Origin of the sequence: Arthrobacter sp. A2-55 (assembly GCF_025548615.1) — a bacterium.
In the GTDB taxonomy this organism is placed as follows: domain Bacteria; phylum Actinomycetota; class Actinomycetes; order Actinomycetales; family Micrococcaceae; genus Specibacter; species Specibacter silviterrae.
The window spans coordinates 26,641-44,178 of sequence record NZ_JAJLOZ010000017.1 but is presented as its reverse complement, the minus strand read 5'-3'; the positions used below and the strand labels follow the sequence as shown (position 1 = coordinate 44,178).

Annotated in this window: 12 protein-coding genes; 2 read left to right on the top strand and 10 right to left on the bottom strand. The window is 63.7% G+C overall.

Features of this window, described 5'->3' with window-relative positions; genetic code table 11:
• Position 1: 1 nt before the first annotated feature.
• The 8 genes from LPN03_RS06850 to glf all read right to left on the bottom strand — a co-directional run bounded on the left by LPN03_RS06850 (position 2) and on the right by glf (position 10,079).
• Positions 2-1,093, bottom strand: coding sequence for a DegT/DnrJ/EryC1/StrS family aminotransferase (locus LPN03_RS06850; protein WP_262453661.1), 1,092 nt, complete (start codon positions 1,091-1,093; stop codon positions 2-4).
• Positions 1,090-1,686: an acyltransferase gene (locus LPN03_RS06845; protein ID WP_262453660.1), complete on the bottom strand. Its 597-nt coding sequence runs from the start codon at positions 1,684-1,686 to the stop codon at positions 1,090-1,092. The genes LPN03_RS06850 and LPN03_RS06845 overlap by 4 nt, the downstream gene beginning before the upstream one ends.
• A gap of 42 nt (positions 1,687-1,728) precedes the next feature.
• On the bottom strand, positions 1,729-3,018 hold the full coding sequence (locus LPN03_RS06840) for a nucleotide sugar dehydrogenase (RefSeq protein ID WP_262453659.1): 1,290 nt from the start codon (positions 3,016-3,018) through the stop codon (positions 1,729-1,731).
• A gap of 145 nt (positions 3,019-3,163) precedes the next feature.
• The gene (locus tag LPN03_RS06835; RefSeq protein WP_262453658.1) at positions 3,164-5,263 is read right to left on the bottom strand and encodes an acyltransferase family protein; all 2,100 of its coding nucleotides are present in this window, start codon (positions 5,261-5,263) and stop codon (positions 3,164-3,166) included.
• 9 nt (positions 5,264-5,272) lie between these two features.
• Positions 5,273-6,001: an ABC transporter ATP-binding protein gene (locus LPN03_RS06830; protein WP_262453657.1), complete on the bottom strand. Its 729-nt coding sequence runs from the start codon at positions 5,999-6,001 to the stop codon at positions 5,273-5,275.
• A 1-nt stretch (position 6,002) separates the two neighbouring features.
• Entirely contained in the window at positions 6,003-6,935 is a 933-nt protein-coding gene (locus LPN03_RS06825) for an ABC transporter permease (protein ID WP_262453656.1), read from the bottom strand.
• Complete coding sequence (locus LPN03_RS06820) at positions 6,886-8,898, bottom strand: glycosyltransferase (protein WP_262453655.1); 2,013 nt, start codon at positions 8,896-8,898, stop codon at positions 6,886-6,888. Before LPN03_RS06820 ends, LPN03_RS06825 begins: the two co-directional genes overlap by 50 nt.
• Entirely contained in the window at positions 8,895-10,079 is a 1,185-nt protein-coding gene (glf, locus tag LPN03_RS06815; protein ID WP_262453654.1) for a UDP-galactopyranose mutase, read from the bottom strand. The genes LPN03_RS06820 and glf overlap by 4 nt, the downstream gene beginning before the upstream one ends.
• A 316-nt stretch (positions 10,080-10,395) precedes the next feature.
• Between glf and LPN03_RS06810 the strand changes: the two genes are divergently transcribed.
• A complete protein-coding gene (locus LPN03_RS06810) occupies positions 10,396-14,919 on the top strand; it encodes an FtsK/SpoIIIE domain-containing protein (RefSeq protein WP_262453653.1) in 4,524 nt (1,507 codons plus the stop codon).
• Between the two features lie 15 nt (positions 14,920-14,934).
• On the opposite strand, the gene LPN03_RS06805 is transcribed toward LPN03_RS06810, so the two are convergent.
• The gene (locus tag LPN03_RS06805) at positions 14,935-15,357 is read right to left on the bottom strand and encodes a hypothetical protein (RefSeq protein ID WP_262453652.1); all 423 of its coding nucleotides are present in this window, start codon (positions 15,355-15,357) and stop codon (positions 14,935-14,937) included.
• Positions 15,358-15,683: 326 nt separating this feature from the next.
• On the opposite strand from LPN03_RS06805, the gene LPN03_RS06800 reads away from it, so the two are divergent.
• Positions 15,684-15,932 (top strand): WhiB family transcriptional regulator, encoded by a 249-nt coding sequence (locus LPN03_RS06800; RefSeq protein WP_038469266.1) that lies wholly within the window; start codon positions 15,684-15,686, stop codon positions 15,930-15,932.
• A gap of 96 nt (positions 15,933-16,028) precedes the next feature.
• On the opposite strand, the gene LPN03_RS06795 is transcribed toward LPN03_RS06800, so the two are convergent.
• The gene (locus LPN03_RS06795) at positions 16,029-17,504 is read right to left on the bottom strand and encodes a sensor histidine kinase (protein ID WP_262453651.1); all 1,476 of its coding nucleotides are present in this window, start codon (positions 17,502-17,504) and stop codon (positions 16,029-16,031) included.
• Positions 17,505-17,538 lie beyond the last annotated feature (34 nt).

Genomic DNA, 17,538 nt, shown 5'->3' with positions numbered 1-17,538 from the left:
CTCAGGCACCTGCCTTGACGATGGTGTTCACGGCGGTGACGATCCGCTCCAGGTCGTCCTGGGTCAACGATGGGTGAACCGGCAGCGAAAGCACTTCCTTGGCGGCAATTTCCGTGTTGGGCAGGTCCTCCGTGCGATTAAAGGACGGCAGCCGGTGGTTGGGGACCGGGTAGTACACGCCCGAGCCGATGTTGAACTCGGAACGCAGCCGCTCATGCAGTTCGTCACGGCCCTGGGCCACCCGGATGGTGTACTGGTGGTAAACGTGCTCGGCACCCTCGGCAACCTTGGGCGTTCCGACGCCCTCAAGGTTGGCGTTCAGGAACGCGGCATTGTCCTGGCGCTGCCTGGTCCAAGCCTCCACCTTAGTCAGCTGCACGCGGCCGATGGCGGCGTGCAGGTCCGTCATGCGGTTGTTGAAGCCCACCAGCTCGTTCTCATACTGCTTCTCCATGCCCTGGTTGCGCAGCAGGCGCAGCTTCCGCTCAACAGTGGCGTCCGACGTCGACACCATTCCGCCCTCACCGGAGGTCATGTTCTTTGTGGGGTAGAGGCTGAACATTCCGAATTTGCCGAAGGTGCCGACTTTTTTGCCGTTGACGGCTGCGCCATGGGCCTGGGCCGCGTCCTCGTACAGGTCGATCCCGTGCTTCTCGCACAGGGCCGCGAACGCCGCGGCGGCAAAGGGGTGGCCGTACAGGTGCACCGGCATGATGCCCTTGGTCTTGTCCGTGATCAGCGACTCCACATGGTCCACGTCCAGCGTGTAGTAGTCCAGCTCAATGTCGGCAAACACCGGGGTGGCACCCGTCAGTGCAACCGAGTTGCCAGTGGCCGCGAAGGTGAACGACGGAACGATGACCTCGTCGCCGGGGCCCACTCCGGAGGCCAGCAGGCCCAAATGCAGTCCGGAGGTACCGGAATTCACGGCAACGCTTGCGCGGCCGTCCAGGAGCACCTGGGAGAACTCCTGCTCAAACCCGGCAACCTCCTTGCCCTGCGCCAACATGCCCGAGGCGAGTACCGCATCTACAGCCGCGCGCTCCTCGTCTCCAATAATCGGTCGTGCTGCGGGAATGAAGTCCTGGCTCATGCGTTGTCCTCTGCCTCTTTCAGGAAGTTTCCATCTTCAATATATTTTGCCCCGGTCTCCGGGCACACCCAGAATCCACCGTCGGCCTTGAGCGGGAAGCCGGCCTTGCCGACCCAGCCCAGGCGGCGGGCGGGAACGCCTGCCATCAAGGCAAACGCGGGAACATCTTTGGTGACCACGGAACCGGCTGCGATGGTGGCCCACCGGCCCACGGTCAGCGGTGCAACACACACGGCCCGTGCGCCGATGGAAGCGCCGTCCTCAATTGTGACCCCAACGGGAGTCCAGTCGTGTGCACTTTTCAGTGAACCATCCGGACTGACGGAACGCGGGTACGTGTCATTGGTCAAAACGACTGCCGGGCCAATGAAAACGCCCTTGCCCAGCACTGCGGGTTCATAGACCAGCGCATAATTCTGGATCTTGGTGTTTTCGCCAATCTTCACGCCGGTGCCGACGTAGGCTCCACGGCCCACGATGCAGTTTTCACCGAGGACGGCGTCCTCGCGGACCTGGGCCAAGTGCCAAATTTTCGTGCCCTCGCCAAGAATGGCCTGCTCGGCCACATCGGCGCTGGGTGCTATGTACGTCATGCTGGATCTCCTGATCGCGGTCGGGTGCTGTGTGGTCCGGGCCTAGGCCTTGCCGATGACGCGATACACGACGCCTGGCCACTTGGCTTCGGTGCTGACACGGCGCCCGTCAATGAAGGCTTTAATGCCGGGCAGGTCCGCAGCTGAGAGCCCACGGTATTCGACGTGGTCTGCCTGCACCACGGCCGCATCCACGGACTCACCCAAGTGGTAGGGGACGAAGCCAAGCTTCTCCAGTTCCGCGTCCGTGTACATGGGGTCGTGGACCAGCGCAGTGCCGCCACGGCGGTTGATGGCTTCAACGGCGTCAAACACGCCGGAGAACGCTGATTCCTTCACTCCACCACGGTAGGCGGCGCCAAGCACGACGACGCGTGCCCCGGTCAGGTCGCCAAAGGCACCTTCCAGCAGGCCAATGGTGTAGTCGGGCATGTCCGCGTTGGCTGCGCGTGCGGCCCGGACCACAGTGGCTTCCGGGTCATTCCACAGGTAGAGGCGGGGGTAAACGGGGATGCAGTGGCCACCCACCGCGATGCCTGGCTGGTGGATGTGGCTGAACGGCTGGGAGTTGGACGCCTCAATGACCTGGTAGATGTCGATGCCCGTTTTAGCCGCAAAGCGGGCAAACTGGTTGGCCAGGCCAATGTTCACGTCACGGTAGGTGGTCTCGGCCAGTTTGGCCAGTTCCGAGGCCTCCGCGGAGCCGAGGTCCCAGACACCGTTGGCGCGTTTGAGGTCGGGGCGTTCGTCGAAGTCCAGCACGGACTCATAGAACTCAACAGCCTTGGCGGCACCGGCGTCGGACAGTCCGCCCACCAGCTTGGGGTACTTGCGCAAGTCCTCAAATACCCGGCCGGTCAGCACTCGCTCGGGTGAGAACACCAGGTGGAAGTCCTTGCCCTCAACCAACCCTGAAGCCGCCTCCAGAGCCGGCTTCCAGCGGGTTCGGGTGGTCCCTACCGGAAGCGTTGTCTCATAGGACACCAGTGTGCCGGGGGTCAGGTGCTTGCCGAGTTCGGCAGTGGCTGCGTCCATCCAGCCAAAGTCAGGCTCGGCGTCGGAATCAACGAACAGCGGCACTACCAGGACCACCGCGTCGGCGCCGGGAACCGCCTGGGCGTAGTCCGTCGTCGCACGCAGTTTGCCGGCGGGCACCAGCTCGGAGAGTTTTTCCTGCAGGTGCGCCTCACCGGGGAACGGCTCGGTACCGGCATTGACCAAATCCACCACGGCCTGGTTGACGTCCACGCCCACCACATTGTGGCCCTTCGAGGCGAACTGGACAGCCAGGGGGAGGCCGATCTTACCGAGGGCAATGACAGCAATCTTCACGTTTTAGTAGCCTAATCTTTCTTGGTTGGTCGCCCGCGGCGGCACGAACTTGCAGTCCTGACATCAGAATATCGGTCTTTCGGGCCGGACCCTTGCAGTTGAGACACAGGACACGATGAAACCGGGGATTGACAAGGGCCCCATTTCACAGTTTCTGCTCTATGAACGGCGCCAGCAACTTGGAAAACTCGCCGTTGAGATGGTCCGCGTCAAAGTAGACCGCAACGTTCCCAACCACCGCATAGCACCGGCCGGCATCGCAAAAATGGTCGGTCAAGTCGATCAGTTTTACCCGGGGCGAGTTCATAAGCCGCACCGCGGTTGCCATGGGGTCCGCCGGCTGTGCAACGGCCCGCGGAACGGCGCAACGCAACGGCTGTGACGGGTTGAGCACCACGCACTGAGGGTCCCGGACATAGCCATTGAGCGGAGGATCCGCCAAGACATACACCGTGCTTCCAGCGTCCGCCCAACGCCCCCAAAACTTCGGCAGGCCGGCCTCGTACTGAGCCTCCTGGCTCCGGCCGGAGCCGTCGTCGACTTTTTCCTTGCGGGAAAAGATGGAGTAGAAGACCTTGTCCGGCTTGTCCGAGGCAATCAGGCCGGCAATGGAGTGTGCTCCCGCCATGCATGAGGCATTCGCGGCAGGATCGTTCTTCCCGTGATAGCCGGCAAAGCTGACGTCGGCCACGGGGCATCCCCCCAGCAGCGCATACGTCAGTTTCCAGTGGTTCTTTTGTGCCAGCAGCAACAGGGCCGGCTTCCACTGCTCGGCGTGGGAATCGCCCGTGAGCCAGATATTTTGAGCGTTCTTGCGCCCGCCCGAGTAATCACAAACAGTGACGACCTTGACCCCTGCTGCTTTTCTGCCGGGATCGGGAGCGCATTCGGGCGCCGAGGCGTAGTAGCGGTTGGCCGGCCCCATGGCGGTGACTGCAGCCGGGCCCAAGGCATCAGTGCATGCCTTTTGGGCAGGCAGCGCAGCCGGCCCATGGCAGGGCCGACCCATTTGCTGGGCCTGAACCGCCTCTGCCCGATTTTCTTGCAGGGTGCCACCCCACGCCATGGAACCAGCCAGCAGGGCGAGCACTACCAAGCCGCCGCCCATGCTCAAAAAGGTTGCCCGCGGGCGCCCGCCCAGGATCTTCCAGGACTTGCCGCGGTCCTCCACGAGCACTTTGGTCAGCCACGCCAGGGGCACGCAGAGGGCAATGATGCCGATCTTTGCCCAGGAGTTCAGGGGCGCCAGGAGGACATAGGGTGCCACGACGATCATCGGCCAGTGCCAGAGGTAGATCGAGTACGACACGTCACCGACGAACTGGACCGGCTTCCAGGCGACCAGGGGGTGGAAGGGGACACGAGTCCGTCCGGTCCCGCTGGCGATGACCGCCGTTGCCCCGGTAACGGGCAGCACGGCCGCCCATCCGGGGAATTCCGTCTGGGGGCCGAACCACAATGCGGAGATGCCGATGGCCACCCAGCCCAGGATGGCGAGGACGTCTGCAAGAACCCGGGGCATGGACACCTTGGCGGCGGCAATGGCAAGGATCCCGCCTGCGGCAAACTCCCACACCCGTACTGGCGTGATGAAGTACGCAGGGTTGGGGTTGGCTGCGGTAAAGACGATGGAGTAGACCAGGCTTGCCAGGCCCAATATGGTGATTCCGGCCAGCATCGTCCGCCGTCGGGCACCTAGCCTCGTCCCGAGCCTGTAGAGGCCGAACAGCGCCAGGGGCCACAGGAAGTAGAACTGTTCCTCCACAGACAGGGACCAGTAGTGCTGGGCAATGGTTGCCTGGTTATTGATGGCCGAGTAGTCGATGGATTGGCCGGCAAGGGACCAATTTTCCACGTAAAAGGCACTTGCAATCACTTCGCGTGCTGTCGGCTGCCATTCGGAGTAGGGGACCCAGATGGCCACTGCGGCCCCGCCAATGGCGAGGACAATGAACGCGGCCGGCAGGAGTCGCTTGATCCGCCGGGCATAAAACCGGCCGAACGACAGGGCGGACGTCGCATAGATTTCCTTGGCCAGGTGCGATGTGATCAAAAACCCTGAGATGACGAAGAAGACGTCCACCCCGACATAGCCGCCGGTGAGCCGGTTCGGCCACAGGTGGGTCAGGACAACAAGGGTGACAGCCACAGCCCGCAGCGCCTGGATGTCAGGACGGAACCCTGCGGGCCGCCGTGTCCGCCGAGGTCTGGCCGACGCCGCAGCGTCTTTGGCAAGGATACTCACCAAGCTGGCCTACGCGCCGCGCAACTTGGCGACGGCCTCGTGAATGCCACCGTCAAAGGTCACTTCGCCGTGATCGAGCACCACTCCGCGGTCGCAAATACGTGCGACCAGATCCAAGTCATGGCTGACGACGACGAGCGTTCGTCCCTCTGCGGCCAACTCCTGGATTTTGGCGATGCACTTTTTCTGAAAAGGCTCGTCTCCAACAGCAAGGATTTCATCGACGAGAAATACCTCAGGGTTCGTGTGCACGGCTACAGAGAATGCCAGGCGCAGGTACATGCCGGAAGAATAGAACTTCACCTCGGTGTCAATGAACTGGCCGATTTCAGCAAAGTCGATGATCGATTCAAAGCGCTCGTCGATCTGCGCCTCCGTCATCCCAAGGATGGCTCCGTTGAGGTAGACGTTGTCCCGGCCGGAAAGGTCGTGGTGGAATCCGGCCCCAACTTCGATCAGGCCCGCCACTTTTCCGCGCGTGCGAACACTGCCGGTGTCAGGAATCATGACACCTGAAATGTGCTTGAGGAGCGTGGACTTGCCGGACCCGTTGAACCCCAGAAGGGCTACGGTCTCGCCTTGCTCCACCATCAAGTCCACGTCCTTGAGTGCGTGGAATTTCTCCGACAGATCGCCCTTGCGTCCCTTAATGAGCCAGATAAAGGCTTCCTTGAGGGAGCGTGTGTGGCGCAGCACAAATTGCTTACTGATGCCCTGAACTTCAATAGCGGTAGTCATTTTAGAGCTCCTGGGCAAAACGGCCCTCAAGGCGTCGGAAAGTCAGTTGGCCCCACAGGAGAACAGCGGCGGAGACAAGCAGGCCAACGGGAATCCACAGGGACAAAAGGTGCGGCGGGATGCCCGCGGTTCCGTCCGTCGTCGGGAGCCAGAACGCATAGTGAAAAGTTTCCACCGCGATGGTAATGGGGTTGACCTGGTAGATCGAATACCACATCTCGCCCAGCTTGTGCTGCACCATGGTCCAGGAATACATGACGGGCGACGCCCACGTGGCAATCATGAGGAGCATGTCCACAAAGTTCTCGGAGTCCCGGAAATACACGTTGGCCGCGCCGAACAGCAGCCCGAGGCCCGTTGAGAGCAGTGCGACGATGATGAACCCTGCCACTGCGGCAAGAAGCTGGAGCAGCGACGGGTGCCAGCCAGAAAAGAGGCAGGCAACCACCAAGATTAACAGCTGCGGGAAGAAATGGACCGCCGACACCCACACCGAGGCAACCGGGAACAGCTGGCGGGGAAGATATATCTTTTTTATCAATCCGCCATTGCCCACGATGGACCGGGACGCATTCCCCAGGGCTTCAGTAAAGAAGTTGATCAGTATGATGCCGGAGAACAAGTAAATGGCGTAGTTGGCCAAGCCTCCCTTGTTGGTGGGGCTTTGCTCCATTCCCAAGAACACGCCCAAGGCCAGGTAAAAGACCACGAACTGCACGCCGGGCTTGACGTAGGACCAAATGATGCCGAGTACCGAACCTCGATACCGCACCTTCAGTTCCTTGCGCACCAGCAGTTTTAGCAAGAAACGCTCACGGTAAACGTCGGCGAGGCCGCCGCTGGTGCCCGGGCGGACCAGTTCACCCTTCGTCGATTCCAAGAGTTTAGTTTTCACTTTTTTCGCTATGTTCGGCGAAGGTCTTCTCCCAAGCATCGATGGACGTGATGCCGGCGAGTGCTTGACGATATTCCTGCTTCAGGCGCGGCCATTCACGCAAAACTTCCCCGTGGACCTTGACGCTGTCCACCAGGAGCTTGCGCACAAGTTTGGGGTCGCGCTTGTACCAGGAGGCCGCGCTTCCCTCCGCGTTGCTGACAATTGCACTGTCGAACTGGGACATCCGCCACCACTTGTTGTCCTGGTGGGCCACCACGGCCTCCGGGTGCGACTGGCGCTGCTCAGTTACCGGCGTGGCGACCTGGCGGATGACATTCTTGGCAAGCCATGGCGCCAGCTTAATGAGGGACGGGACGCTGAAGCCCTTGCCCCTGCGCGGCAGCTTGGCGACGGCCACCCCGGGGAAGTCGTCGACGTCGGCCTTGAACTGCGTTTCCGTATAGGCGGCGGCCATGGCGCGGATTTCCGGAAGGCGGGTGGGCAGCATGCCGTGCAGGCCGTTGGGGCCCTTCAGGAGGTCCCGCAGGGCGTCAATGCGGCCCTGCACGGTGTAGTATTGCATGGAAATATTGTGTTTGAGATCCAGCTTCAGGGAGTTTTCCACCAGGCCGCCACCAAATTCATACGGGCTGTGCAGCAGCGCATAAATGAACCGGTTGCGGGTGTGGAAATATGACTGCCACCCGACCATGTCGTCCTTGTCGATCCAGGACACATGCCAAACCGCGGCACCCGGCAGGGTGACGGTGGGGTAGCCGGCAGCCTTCGCCCTGACACCGTATTCGGCGTCGTCCCACTTGATGAACACCGGCAGGGACAGGCCAATTTCGCGGATGACCTGGGTGGGGATCAGGCACATCCACCAGCCGTTGTAGTCCACGTCCACGCGCCGGTGCATCCATGCCGTCTCCCGCAGGGTCTGCTGGGAGAAGTTGTGGCGCATTTCCTGGTCAGGGTTGGGTTCGTCCGGGCCAATAATGTAAGGATTGACCACCTCACCGAAGGTGTGGAGCACATTGCGGTCGTGGAGGTCAAACATATGACCGCCCACCAGGGTGGGCTTTTTGCAGTAATCGGCGAACACGGACAGGCGGGTGATGCTTTCCGGCTCCACCACGACATCGTCATCGAGCAGCAGGACGTAGTCGCTGTCGTTCTTGACGGCCTCATACATGCCGCGGGCAAACCCGCCGGAGCCGCCCAGGTTGTCCTGGTTGATGATGCGCAATTTCCCACCCAAGGCAGCGGCGACCTCGTCGAATCCGGGCGCTTCCGCGACTTTCTGCGTCCCCTGGTCAACGACCAGGACTTCCTTGACCGCTGACAAGGCCTCGGGGTGGGCGCCGAGAATGCTGAGATTGTTGATGCAGTAATCTGTCTTGTTCAGCGTGGTGATCTCAACCGTGATGGTTCCCTCGGTCCGGGGTTCCTTGTCAGTCAGCCACTCTGCAGTTTCAACAGCAACGGGCTCGGTGCCAGCCGTGACGTCGAACCAATACCAGCCACCGTCACCGAAAGGGGCCAAGGAAAGGTCAAATACGCTTTCAGTGGACCCTGTTACCCTGGCGGTCTCGACGTGCTGCAGGGAGCCGCGGGCATTCGACTTGTATACAGACACCGTTCCCGGGCCCTTTGTCTGAACTCGCAGTCGAACCTCCCGCAATGGCGTCCATCGGCGCCAATAGCTGGCCGGGAAGGCATTGAAGTAGGTGGAAAAGGACAGCCTTTGGCCGGGACGCACGGACGTAGCCGTCCGGGAGACCACATCCTCAAATCGCGCGCTGTTGGCACCTTCGGTCGATTTTGCCGGCCTTTCCCGCCGTTCCCCGCGAACAGTGGTTGGTGCCTCGCCAAATGCCCCCGCGGATCCGCCTGCGTCGAGGTAAAGCGGGAGGGTTTCCTGGTCCTGGTCGCTCGGAAGGATGACCCGCTGAAGGGTGCGCCAGTTACGGGACTCTTCCGCCGCCGTCGTGCTTTCAGCCTTCACGTCTACGCTCACGCGTCAACTCCTCCGCTTTGCAGCTTCGCCCCGCCGGTGAAGTGCGGTTTGATTTTGTTGTCGAACATGCTCAGGGCCGAACCGATGGCCATGTGCATGTCAAGGTATTTGTAGGTGCCAAGGCGCCCGCCAAACAGCACGTCCGATTCCCCGTTGGCGAGGTCGCGGTAGGCCAGCAGTTTCTTGCGGTCGTCGCTGGTGTTGACAGGGTAGTACGGTTCGTCGCCCTTTTCGGCGAAACGGCTGAACTCGCGCATGATGACGGTCGCGTCTTTGGTGTATGTCCGTTCCGGATGGAAGTGGCGGAACTCGTGGATGCGGGTGTAGGCCACGTCCTCATCCGGGTAGTTCATGACCGAGCAGCCCTGGAAGTCCTCCACGGGGAGAACTTCCTGCTCCAGGTCAATGGTGCGCCAGGAGAGGTCGCCCTCGGCATAGTCAAAGTACCTGTCCACGGGGCCCGTGTAGATGACCGGCACCTGGCCCAGCACTGCCTTGCGGCTGAATTCACCGTCGTCGAAGAAGTCGGTGTTCAGCACCACCTCAATGTTCGGGTGGTCCGCCATGCGCTCAATCCATGCCGTGTAGCCGTCAACCGGCAGGCCCTCGTGGGTGTCGTTGAAGTAGCGGTTGTCATAGTTGTAGCGCACTGGCAGGCGGGAAATGATCGACGCCGGCAGGTCCTTGGGGTCCGTCTGCCACTGCTTGCCCGTGTAGTGCTTGATGAACGCCTCATAGAGGGGACGGCCAATGAGCTGGATGCCCTTGTCGTTCAGGTTCGACGGGTCGGTGCCCGCCAGCTCCCCCGCCTGTTCCTGGATCAGCTTGCGTGCTTCGCCCGGGCCCATGGCCGAGCGGAAAAATTGGTTGATGGTGCCCAGGTTGATGGGCATCTGGTACACCTCGCCCTTGTGGGAGGTGTAGACCTTGTGCTGGTAGTTGGTGAACTGGGTAAAGCGGTTCACATACTCCCAGACGCGTTCGTTGGAGGTGTGAAAAAGGTGGGCGCCGTAGCGGTGCACCTCGATGCCCGTCTGGGCCTCGTTCTCGCTGTAGGCGTTGCCGCCAATGTGGTGGCGGCGGTCCAGGACGGCCACCTTCAAGCCCAGCTCTTTTGCGGCCCGTTCTGCAATGGTCAGGCCAAAGAAACCCGAACCGACGACGACTAGGTCAGCGTTCACAAACTCTCCTGTGTAGTGGTTTGCGGGCACGGCGGTGCCACATCTACCTTTCTAGGTTACCTGAACGTTACGCGATCATTGCTTGCGGCCACCTATGACCCGGGGCACTTCACGGACTGATTGCCATGCCCGCAGGCCTGTCATTGCGCTGGTCGGAGCGCCATTTGTCCCTCCACAGCCCCCGCCGGTCGGCTGCTTGTTGACAATGCACGACGTCGGCGATTGCGGACACTTCCGTCCCGCCTAGGCTGAAAATCCAGAAGGCCGGTACCCGGCCGGTCATTGGCAGTGGGGCACGCACGGGAGGTGATGGGGAATGCAGCTGGAGGTCACCGCCGTGGCAGGCCCGGGGATGGCGCCATTTCCGGCGTTGGAGCTCAGCCTGTTTGTCCCGGAGGCTGTACCGTGGCGCCCGCCTCCGGGCGCTGGGGGCGGGCAGGCTGAGGCCACGGTCGGGATTCGGCAGGCCGCGAAGGGAGGCGCGCAGCCTGGCCGCGGGGCGTGGGAGGCACTGGCCGCGCGTTGGCCCGGCGCCAACTTCTCCGTGGCCGGGCGCCCCGTAGCCGGTCTGCGGCCGGGAAACCCTCCGCTGGTCGACGGCGCCGTCGTGGTGGTTCATCCGGGGCCCCTGGACCCGGAAGCTAAATCGCACGGCGAGACGGGGCGTGCGTCGGGTGGAGGTCTCCATGCCAGGGGCGCGCCTGCACTACTGGCCGTCCGGTCAGGGCCCGCGGCTGGAGCAATGTTCCCGCTGCAGCGGGGCAGCTACACGCTGGGGCGGGGGCGTTGCAGAATTCCCATCCCCGATCCCACCCTGTCCCGTTTCCACGGCACCCTGGACGTGGGAGAGTCCGCGATGACGTTGACGCCGGCGCGTGGCTCCACGGGGTTCAGGGTGGTCCGTGGCTGGGACCGCTGCCCCACGGCGGACGCAACGCCTGTCAAGGGAGCCGTTGACGTGCAGGTGGGAGACCTGGTCAGCTGCGGCATGACGGGCTTCGCCATCCTTTTGGACGTACCCGGGGGCATCCCGCCCGGACCGGAGGCAACACCTGCCACAGCTCGTCCGGAGGCGGCCGGCCACGTCCCGGGAATGTTTGCGCCGGAAACGCCCGTTGCGGGGGTGCCCGGCACGGGAGAACATGCAATGCCGCCAACCCGATGGCCCGGGCTGCTGGACCCTGGCGTACTGCGCCCCGTGTCCCTGGATGCTCCCGCCGGAATGTCTCGCGGGCGTTGGGCCATGGTCGCCGCAGGCCTGCTGCCCTTGGTGGTCGGGGTGTTGTTTGCCTGGCTGACCGGTTCGTGGATGTTTCTGGCCTTTGCGGGCATGGGCGCTGTCACGGTCTTGGTGCCCCTGCTCGGCGGGGCGAGGCACCGGCGGGACTTTTCGGCCGTGGTGGCGGATGCCGCCCGCCGTGATGCCGCCCGCCGGATGGCGGCGTTCCCGGGCGCTGACGAATTTTTGGCCACGGCACAGGCGGCCACTGCCGAGAACCCAGAAAGTGCGCCCCCTCCAGCGCCGGACTTGCCCGCAGTCAGGGGCATTGCCGTCCGGTTGGGCACGGCCACCCAGGCCACCAACGTTGTGCTGGTCCCGGCCAGCCCTGGATTCCTTGCGCCCGTTGCCAGCGGACTTCCTGTCGCTGTCCCCCTGCCCGGCGGGACTACCCATCTCCGTGGGGCGGCCCCTGCGCTTGCCTTGTTGCTGAACTTTGTCTTGATGCAGTTGGACGCCGCCGCAGTGCCCGTGGTGTTGCTTGGCGCCCCTGACCGAGTACCTCTGTGCGCCAGGTTTCTCCGGAACACAGTCCTGGCAACTACCTCTGAATCGGCCATTGAGGCCGTACAGGAATTGTGCCCGTCCGGCATTCGCGCCGAACAGTCGCCGCCACCTGACCCCACACCGAATGGAACCGAAAGCGGGCCGCCGTGCGTGCTGGTGGCGGTTGACATGTCCGCCACGGCCGTGGAAGCCACATGTCCGGGGCTTCGGATAGTGGCATTCACTGGCGGCATTGCGGCCGGCGTCCCTGCCGCTGCCACCCTGCGCGCGCAAGGGAACTGCGTGGTCGGTGCGGCGAATGGAGTGGCGTTTGTCCCTGACGGTGTTCCCGCCCTGCTCTTTGACCGGTATGCCAGGGCCAGGGCCCGTTCCGCAACGACCACAACTCCACGTCGCAATTCCCTGGAACCCTGCCGCGTGCCGCCCCTCTCCAATTGCACGCCGGAGGCGGTGGCGCGCCAATGGGCCGCCACGACAAACCGCCCGTTAGCCTCGGTTCCCATTGGGCAGTCCCCCGCCGGTCCTGAACTATTTGACTTCTCCCGCCACGGCCCGCACCTCCTGGTGGGCGGCACCACCGGCTCGGGAAAATCCGAATTCCTGCGCACCCTGGTGGGAAGCCTGGCAGCCACCCACTCGCCCGCCGACCTGCAATTCGTGTTTATCGATTTCAAGGGCGGGGCGGGATTGGGGGCCATGCAGAAGCTTCCCCATACGACATCCCTGGTGACGGATTTGGACGGCCACGGCATTGCACGCACCATCGCTTCACTCCGGGCCGAAATCCACAAAAGAGAGTCCATGTTGGGGCACGCCGAGGCAGCCGACAGCGATTCCTACCGGTCCGCTCACGCCGGCCGATACGCGGGAATGGCCCACCTGATGATTGTGGTGGACGAATTCCGAGTGTTGGTGGACCAGTTTCCAGACGCCATGGCGGAGCTGATGCGAATAGCTGCCGTAGGCCGCTCGCTGGGCATCCACCTGGTCATGGCCACCCAGCGCCCGCAGGGTGCCATCAATGCTGACATCCGAGCCAACGTCACCAGCTCTGTGTGCCTGCGGGTGCAAACCACTTTTGATTCCCAGGACGTCATCGGAACGGGTTCGGCTGCCACCATCAGCGTTGGCACACCAGGTCGCGCATACATTAGCCGGGCCGGCGCCCGTCCCACGCAGTTCCAATGCGCCACTCTTCGCCTTCCTGACAAGGAACCAGCCAGCCGTCCCGTGGCCCTTGCAACAGCGGACGTGTTGGGGCAGGGTGCCGGGCAGGCCGCCATCGGGCATGCGGATAGTGGCACCGCCGACCGTACCCCCGACAGCGACATCGCACCGGTGGCAGCGATGCTGACGGACGCGTGGGAGCTGTATCGAGCGGGGTCTGCCGCAGAAGACGGGCCGCCACCGGCCGCACCCGCCGTCGTGGCGCCTGACCTTCCTGCCGTGGTGGACGTGGCGGCCCAGGCCCCTTCCGCCCTTGCCGGACCGGACCTGGGCCAGGACGCCGCCATGGTTGCGGTGCCGGATGGCAGCGGGCCAGGGCTGGCGTTGGGAGTGGTGGATGTGCCCGAAGCCCAAACCGTCGAGCCCCTCCTGTGGTGCCCTGCCACGCATTCCCATGTGGCGTGCGTGGGCACACAGTCGGAAGCCTCCGCCGCGGTGGGGCTGCTTGCATGCCAATTCATCAGGGCACGTTCCACCGAACCCGGAACCGTTCCACATTTCGCTTACATCCTGGACGGCGATGGTTCCCTCCAGGCTTTCGCCGGGGACCCGGCGGTGGGCGGGTACGCCACGCCCCACCGGCTCCGCACCGCCGCCCGGCTGTTGCAGCGCCTGGCAGGATTGGCCGGTTCAGACTCCGCCTTCGTGGTGCTGTTCGCCTCCGATTGGGGACGCTGGCTGGCCGGATTCAGGTCAAGCCCCTGGCCATGGGCAGAGGACGCGATGACCGGATTGGTTCGCCACGGCGGGCGCAGGATCAGCGTGGTCCTTGGCGGCGACCGCGAACTCCTGACTGCACCGTTCATGGCTTCGATCCCCAACCGGTTGTTCCTCCCGCACCGGGCCAGCACGGAGTCCACGATTTTGTGGCCGAAGCTACCGCGGTTTGCACCGCTTCCAGGCCGGGCCGCCGTCTTTGGGCCCATCAACGCCGCAGCGTCAGGAGGGCTTCCCGACGATCCGCACACTGCCCAGCTTGGCCAGGCAGCCGCAACTTCGTCCCCTTCGTCCCGCCACCGGCTGCACGCTGGCCCGGTCAGTCACCAAGGAAATGTCCTGGAACCCCTTTTGAACGTCGCAACGGGCGCAATCACGGGACGGAGGGTTTCAGGAAATGCTTCCCACCGCGGACCACTGCCGCCCGAGCCGCCGATTGTGGTCTGCGACCTCCCGGAGGGGCTGACACTGGGCCAGGCCCGCGACACCATTCGCGGACTTCAGGCACAACGGGGCAGTAGCAGCGGCGGCGACAGGAACAGCGACGGCAATGGCGATGCCCACGGCAACCGCAACAGTTCACCGGCTACGTCCCAGTGCCAGGGCGAGGCTTCGTTGTTTGTGGGCCTCGGCGGCGACGGCCGCACTCCCATCAGCGTGAGAATCCGGGCTGGGACAGTCCTGCCGCTTTTTGGCGGGCCAGGTTCGGGGCGCTCGAGCTTTTTGCGGTCGGTTCGGGCCCTCAATGAGCCGGAACCGGATGTCGGGCTTGAGCAGCCGGGGCCGCCCATCGTGTGGGTGGACGACGCCATCACCCTGGACCCTGTCCGCCTTTCCGAGGTGGGTCGCCAGCTGGACCAGGGGGCCGTGGCCGTGGTTGCCCTTCCCAACCATCTGCCATCCCTGTCCCGCTTGCCCCTGGAATGGGGGCTGCGGAACATGGAGCACGGCATCATTCTCGGCCCGAAGAGGGCCCAGGACGGAGAAATGCTGGGGGTGCGCCTGGACACCCCTGGTTCAGAACCCGCGGGACGCGCAGTCCTTGTGGAGCGCGGCAACTTGGAGTGGTTCCAGTTCCCATTCGCCGACATCGGCCGGGCCGGGGAGTGAGATGACCATGTGCAACTACAGCACGGGGTGTTCGCCACCGGTCCGCAGCGAGAACGCCACCACCCTGGGCGTGAACAAATAGTAGATGCCGGCCAGCGCCGGCAGCAGCAAAAGCACGCCAACAGGAACCGCACCGCCAAATAGTGCCGGCATGGCCAGCGCCACCATCAGCAGCTGCCACACGAACGCCGCCGACCGCGTCCAGCGAAAACCCCTGTAGGCGTTGACGGAGACGGCGGCCAGGCCGGCTGCCAGGGCCAGTGTCAACACCACCAGGAACACGGAGCTTGCAAGCGACTGCGGCGGCTGGGAAAACGAACCAATGCCCAGCCAGAGGGCGGCCGCGGCCAGCTCAAGTGCTTCAAGCGCGACCACCGCCGCTATGACCACCACGCCAGGGGGCCGGGGTGGCCGCGAGCCGGATCCTGCGGGGGGCATGGCCCCTTTGGGAGGGACAGCCCCCTTGGATGGCACAGGGTCCCGCGGCTCGGGGGCGGGCTGGTTCTGCGGGTTCCGGGGAGGTCTTGACACAAGTGCACCCTACCGGAGATAGTCGGGGAACAGCCATGGGCGCCTTGGCGTTTGTGACGCATCGCTCACGTGTGGAGTGCAAATTATGCATCAATACCCCTTGTTTACAAAGAGTTAACATGACACGCTTAACTCAATGACCTAAAGGGGCCGAAGAGGCCCTTTTCTTATGTGGCCAAACGTGAAATATTTCACAAACAGCCTCCCGTTCTAATAAGGAGTGAGTGATCAGCATGGACTGGCGTAGTCGCGCAGCCTGCCTCGACAAGGACCCGGAATTGTTTTTCCCTGTAGGAAACACCGGGCCCGCTTTGTTGCAGATCGAGGAAGCAAAGAGCGTATGCCGTCGTTGCCCAGTCATCGACACTTGTCTAAAGTGGGCCATTGAGTCCGGCCAGGACGCCGGCGTCTGGGGTGGCTTGAGCGAGGACGAACGCCGCGCCATGAAGCGCCGCGCCGCCCGCGCCCGCCGCGCCAGCTAGCCCCTCGCGGCCGGCCCGCAGCAGCGGTTGTAAATCGCACCAGGAAATTGGTGCATTTCAACCGCAGCTGCGGGCCAGTTGCTTTAAGGGCGGCCTCTAATGCCGGCGGATCAACGCCATTTCCAGGAACACGGTGGTGCCCCCACCGTCACGCGGCGTCCACTCTATGGTGCCGCCCAGTTCGCTGGTGACCAGGGTGCGCACAATCTGCAGGCCAAGCCCCTCGGCGATGTGACCGGCAGGCAACCCCACCCCGTCGTCCTCGATCGTGACGGCCAGGGCATCGTCGCCGGCACCGTTCTTGTACCGCTTGGCCGTCATCCGGACTGTGCCTTCCCGGTCCTGCAAGCCATGCTCGACGGCGTTGGTCACCAGTTCGTTGATCACCAGTGCCAGCGGGGTGGCGAAATCGCTGGGCAGCTCGCCGAAGATTCCTTCACGCTCGGTGTGCACCTTCTGGGCCGGTGACGCCACCTCGGCGGAGAGCCGGAACTGGCGGTCGATCAACTCATCAAAGTCGACGTTTTGGGCCAGTCCCTGGGACAGCGTTTCATGCACCAGGGCGATCGTGGAGACGCGGCGCATGGCCTGCTCCAGCCCCTGCCGGCCTTCCTCGCTGTGCATGCGCCGGGACTGCATGCGCAACAGGGCCGCGACGGTTTGCAGATTGTTTTTCACGCGGTGGTGGATCTCACGGATGGTGGCATCCTTGGTCACCAGTTCCTGTTCCCGGCGCCGCAACTCAGACACATCGCGGCACAGCACCAGGGCCCCAAACCGTTCAGAGGCGTCGCGCAGCGGGATGGCCCGCAGGGACAGGCTGACTCCACGCGATTCAATTTCCGTCCGCCACGGCATGCGACCGGTCACCACCAGCGGCAGCGTTTCATCCACCATGCGCCTGTCCTTGAGCAGCCCGGTGGTGACTTCCGCCAGGGAGCGGCCCTCCAAGGACTCCCCGTCGCCCAGGCGCCGGAATGCCGATACGCCGTTCGGGCTGGCGTACTGGACGATTCCGTCCACATCCAGCCGCAGCACCCCGTCGCCCACACGCGGCGCGCCGCGGCGGGACCCAGTGGGCGAGGCAAAGTCGGGCCAGAGCCCCAGCGTGGCCATCTTCAGCAGGTCATAGGCGCACTGGCGGTATGTCAGCTCAAGACGGGAGGGCATCCGCGAGCTGGAGAGGTCCATGTGCGTGGTGATTACGGCCAGGGTGCGGCCGTTGCGGACCATGGGAATGGCCTCCACCCGCATGGCCATGTCGGCATTCCAGATGCCCGTCTCAGTGGACCGCTCTATGTTTTGGCTCCGCCAGGCGGAATTGACCAGGGGTTCCAGTTCGGGGCGGATGCTTTCGCCCACAAAGTCGGTGTGGAACATGGTGTGGCTGGTGGACGGGCGGACGTGCGCCAGCGCCACGTACCCTTTCTGGGGGTGTGGAAACCAGAGGGCCAGGTCGGCAAAGGCAAGATCGGCAATGAGCTGCCAGTCCCCCACCAGAAGGTGCAGCCATTCGGCATCCCCCGGTCCAAAATCAGCACCCTCCCTGATCATGTCGGCAAAGATGGCCACCCGCGGCTCCTCCTGTATTGGTTGCCGGTGCCCG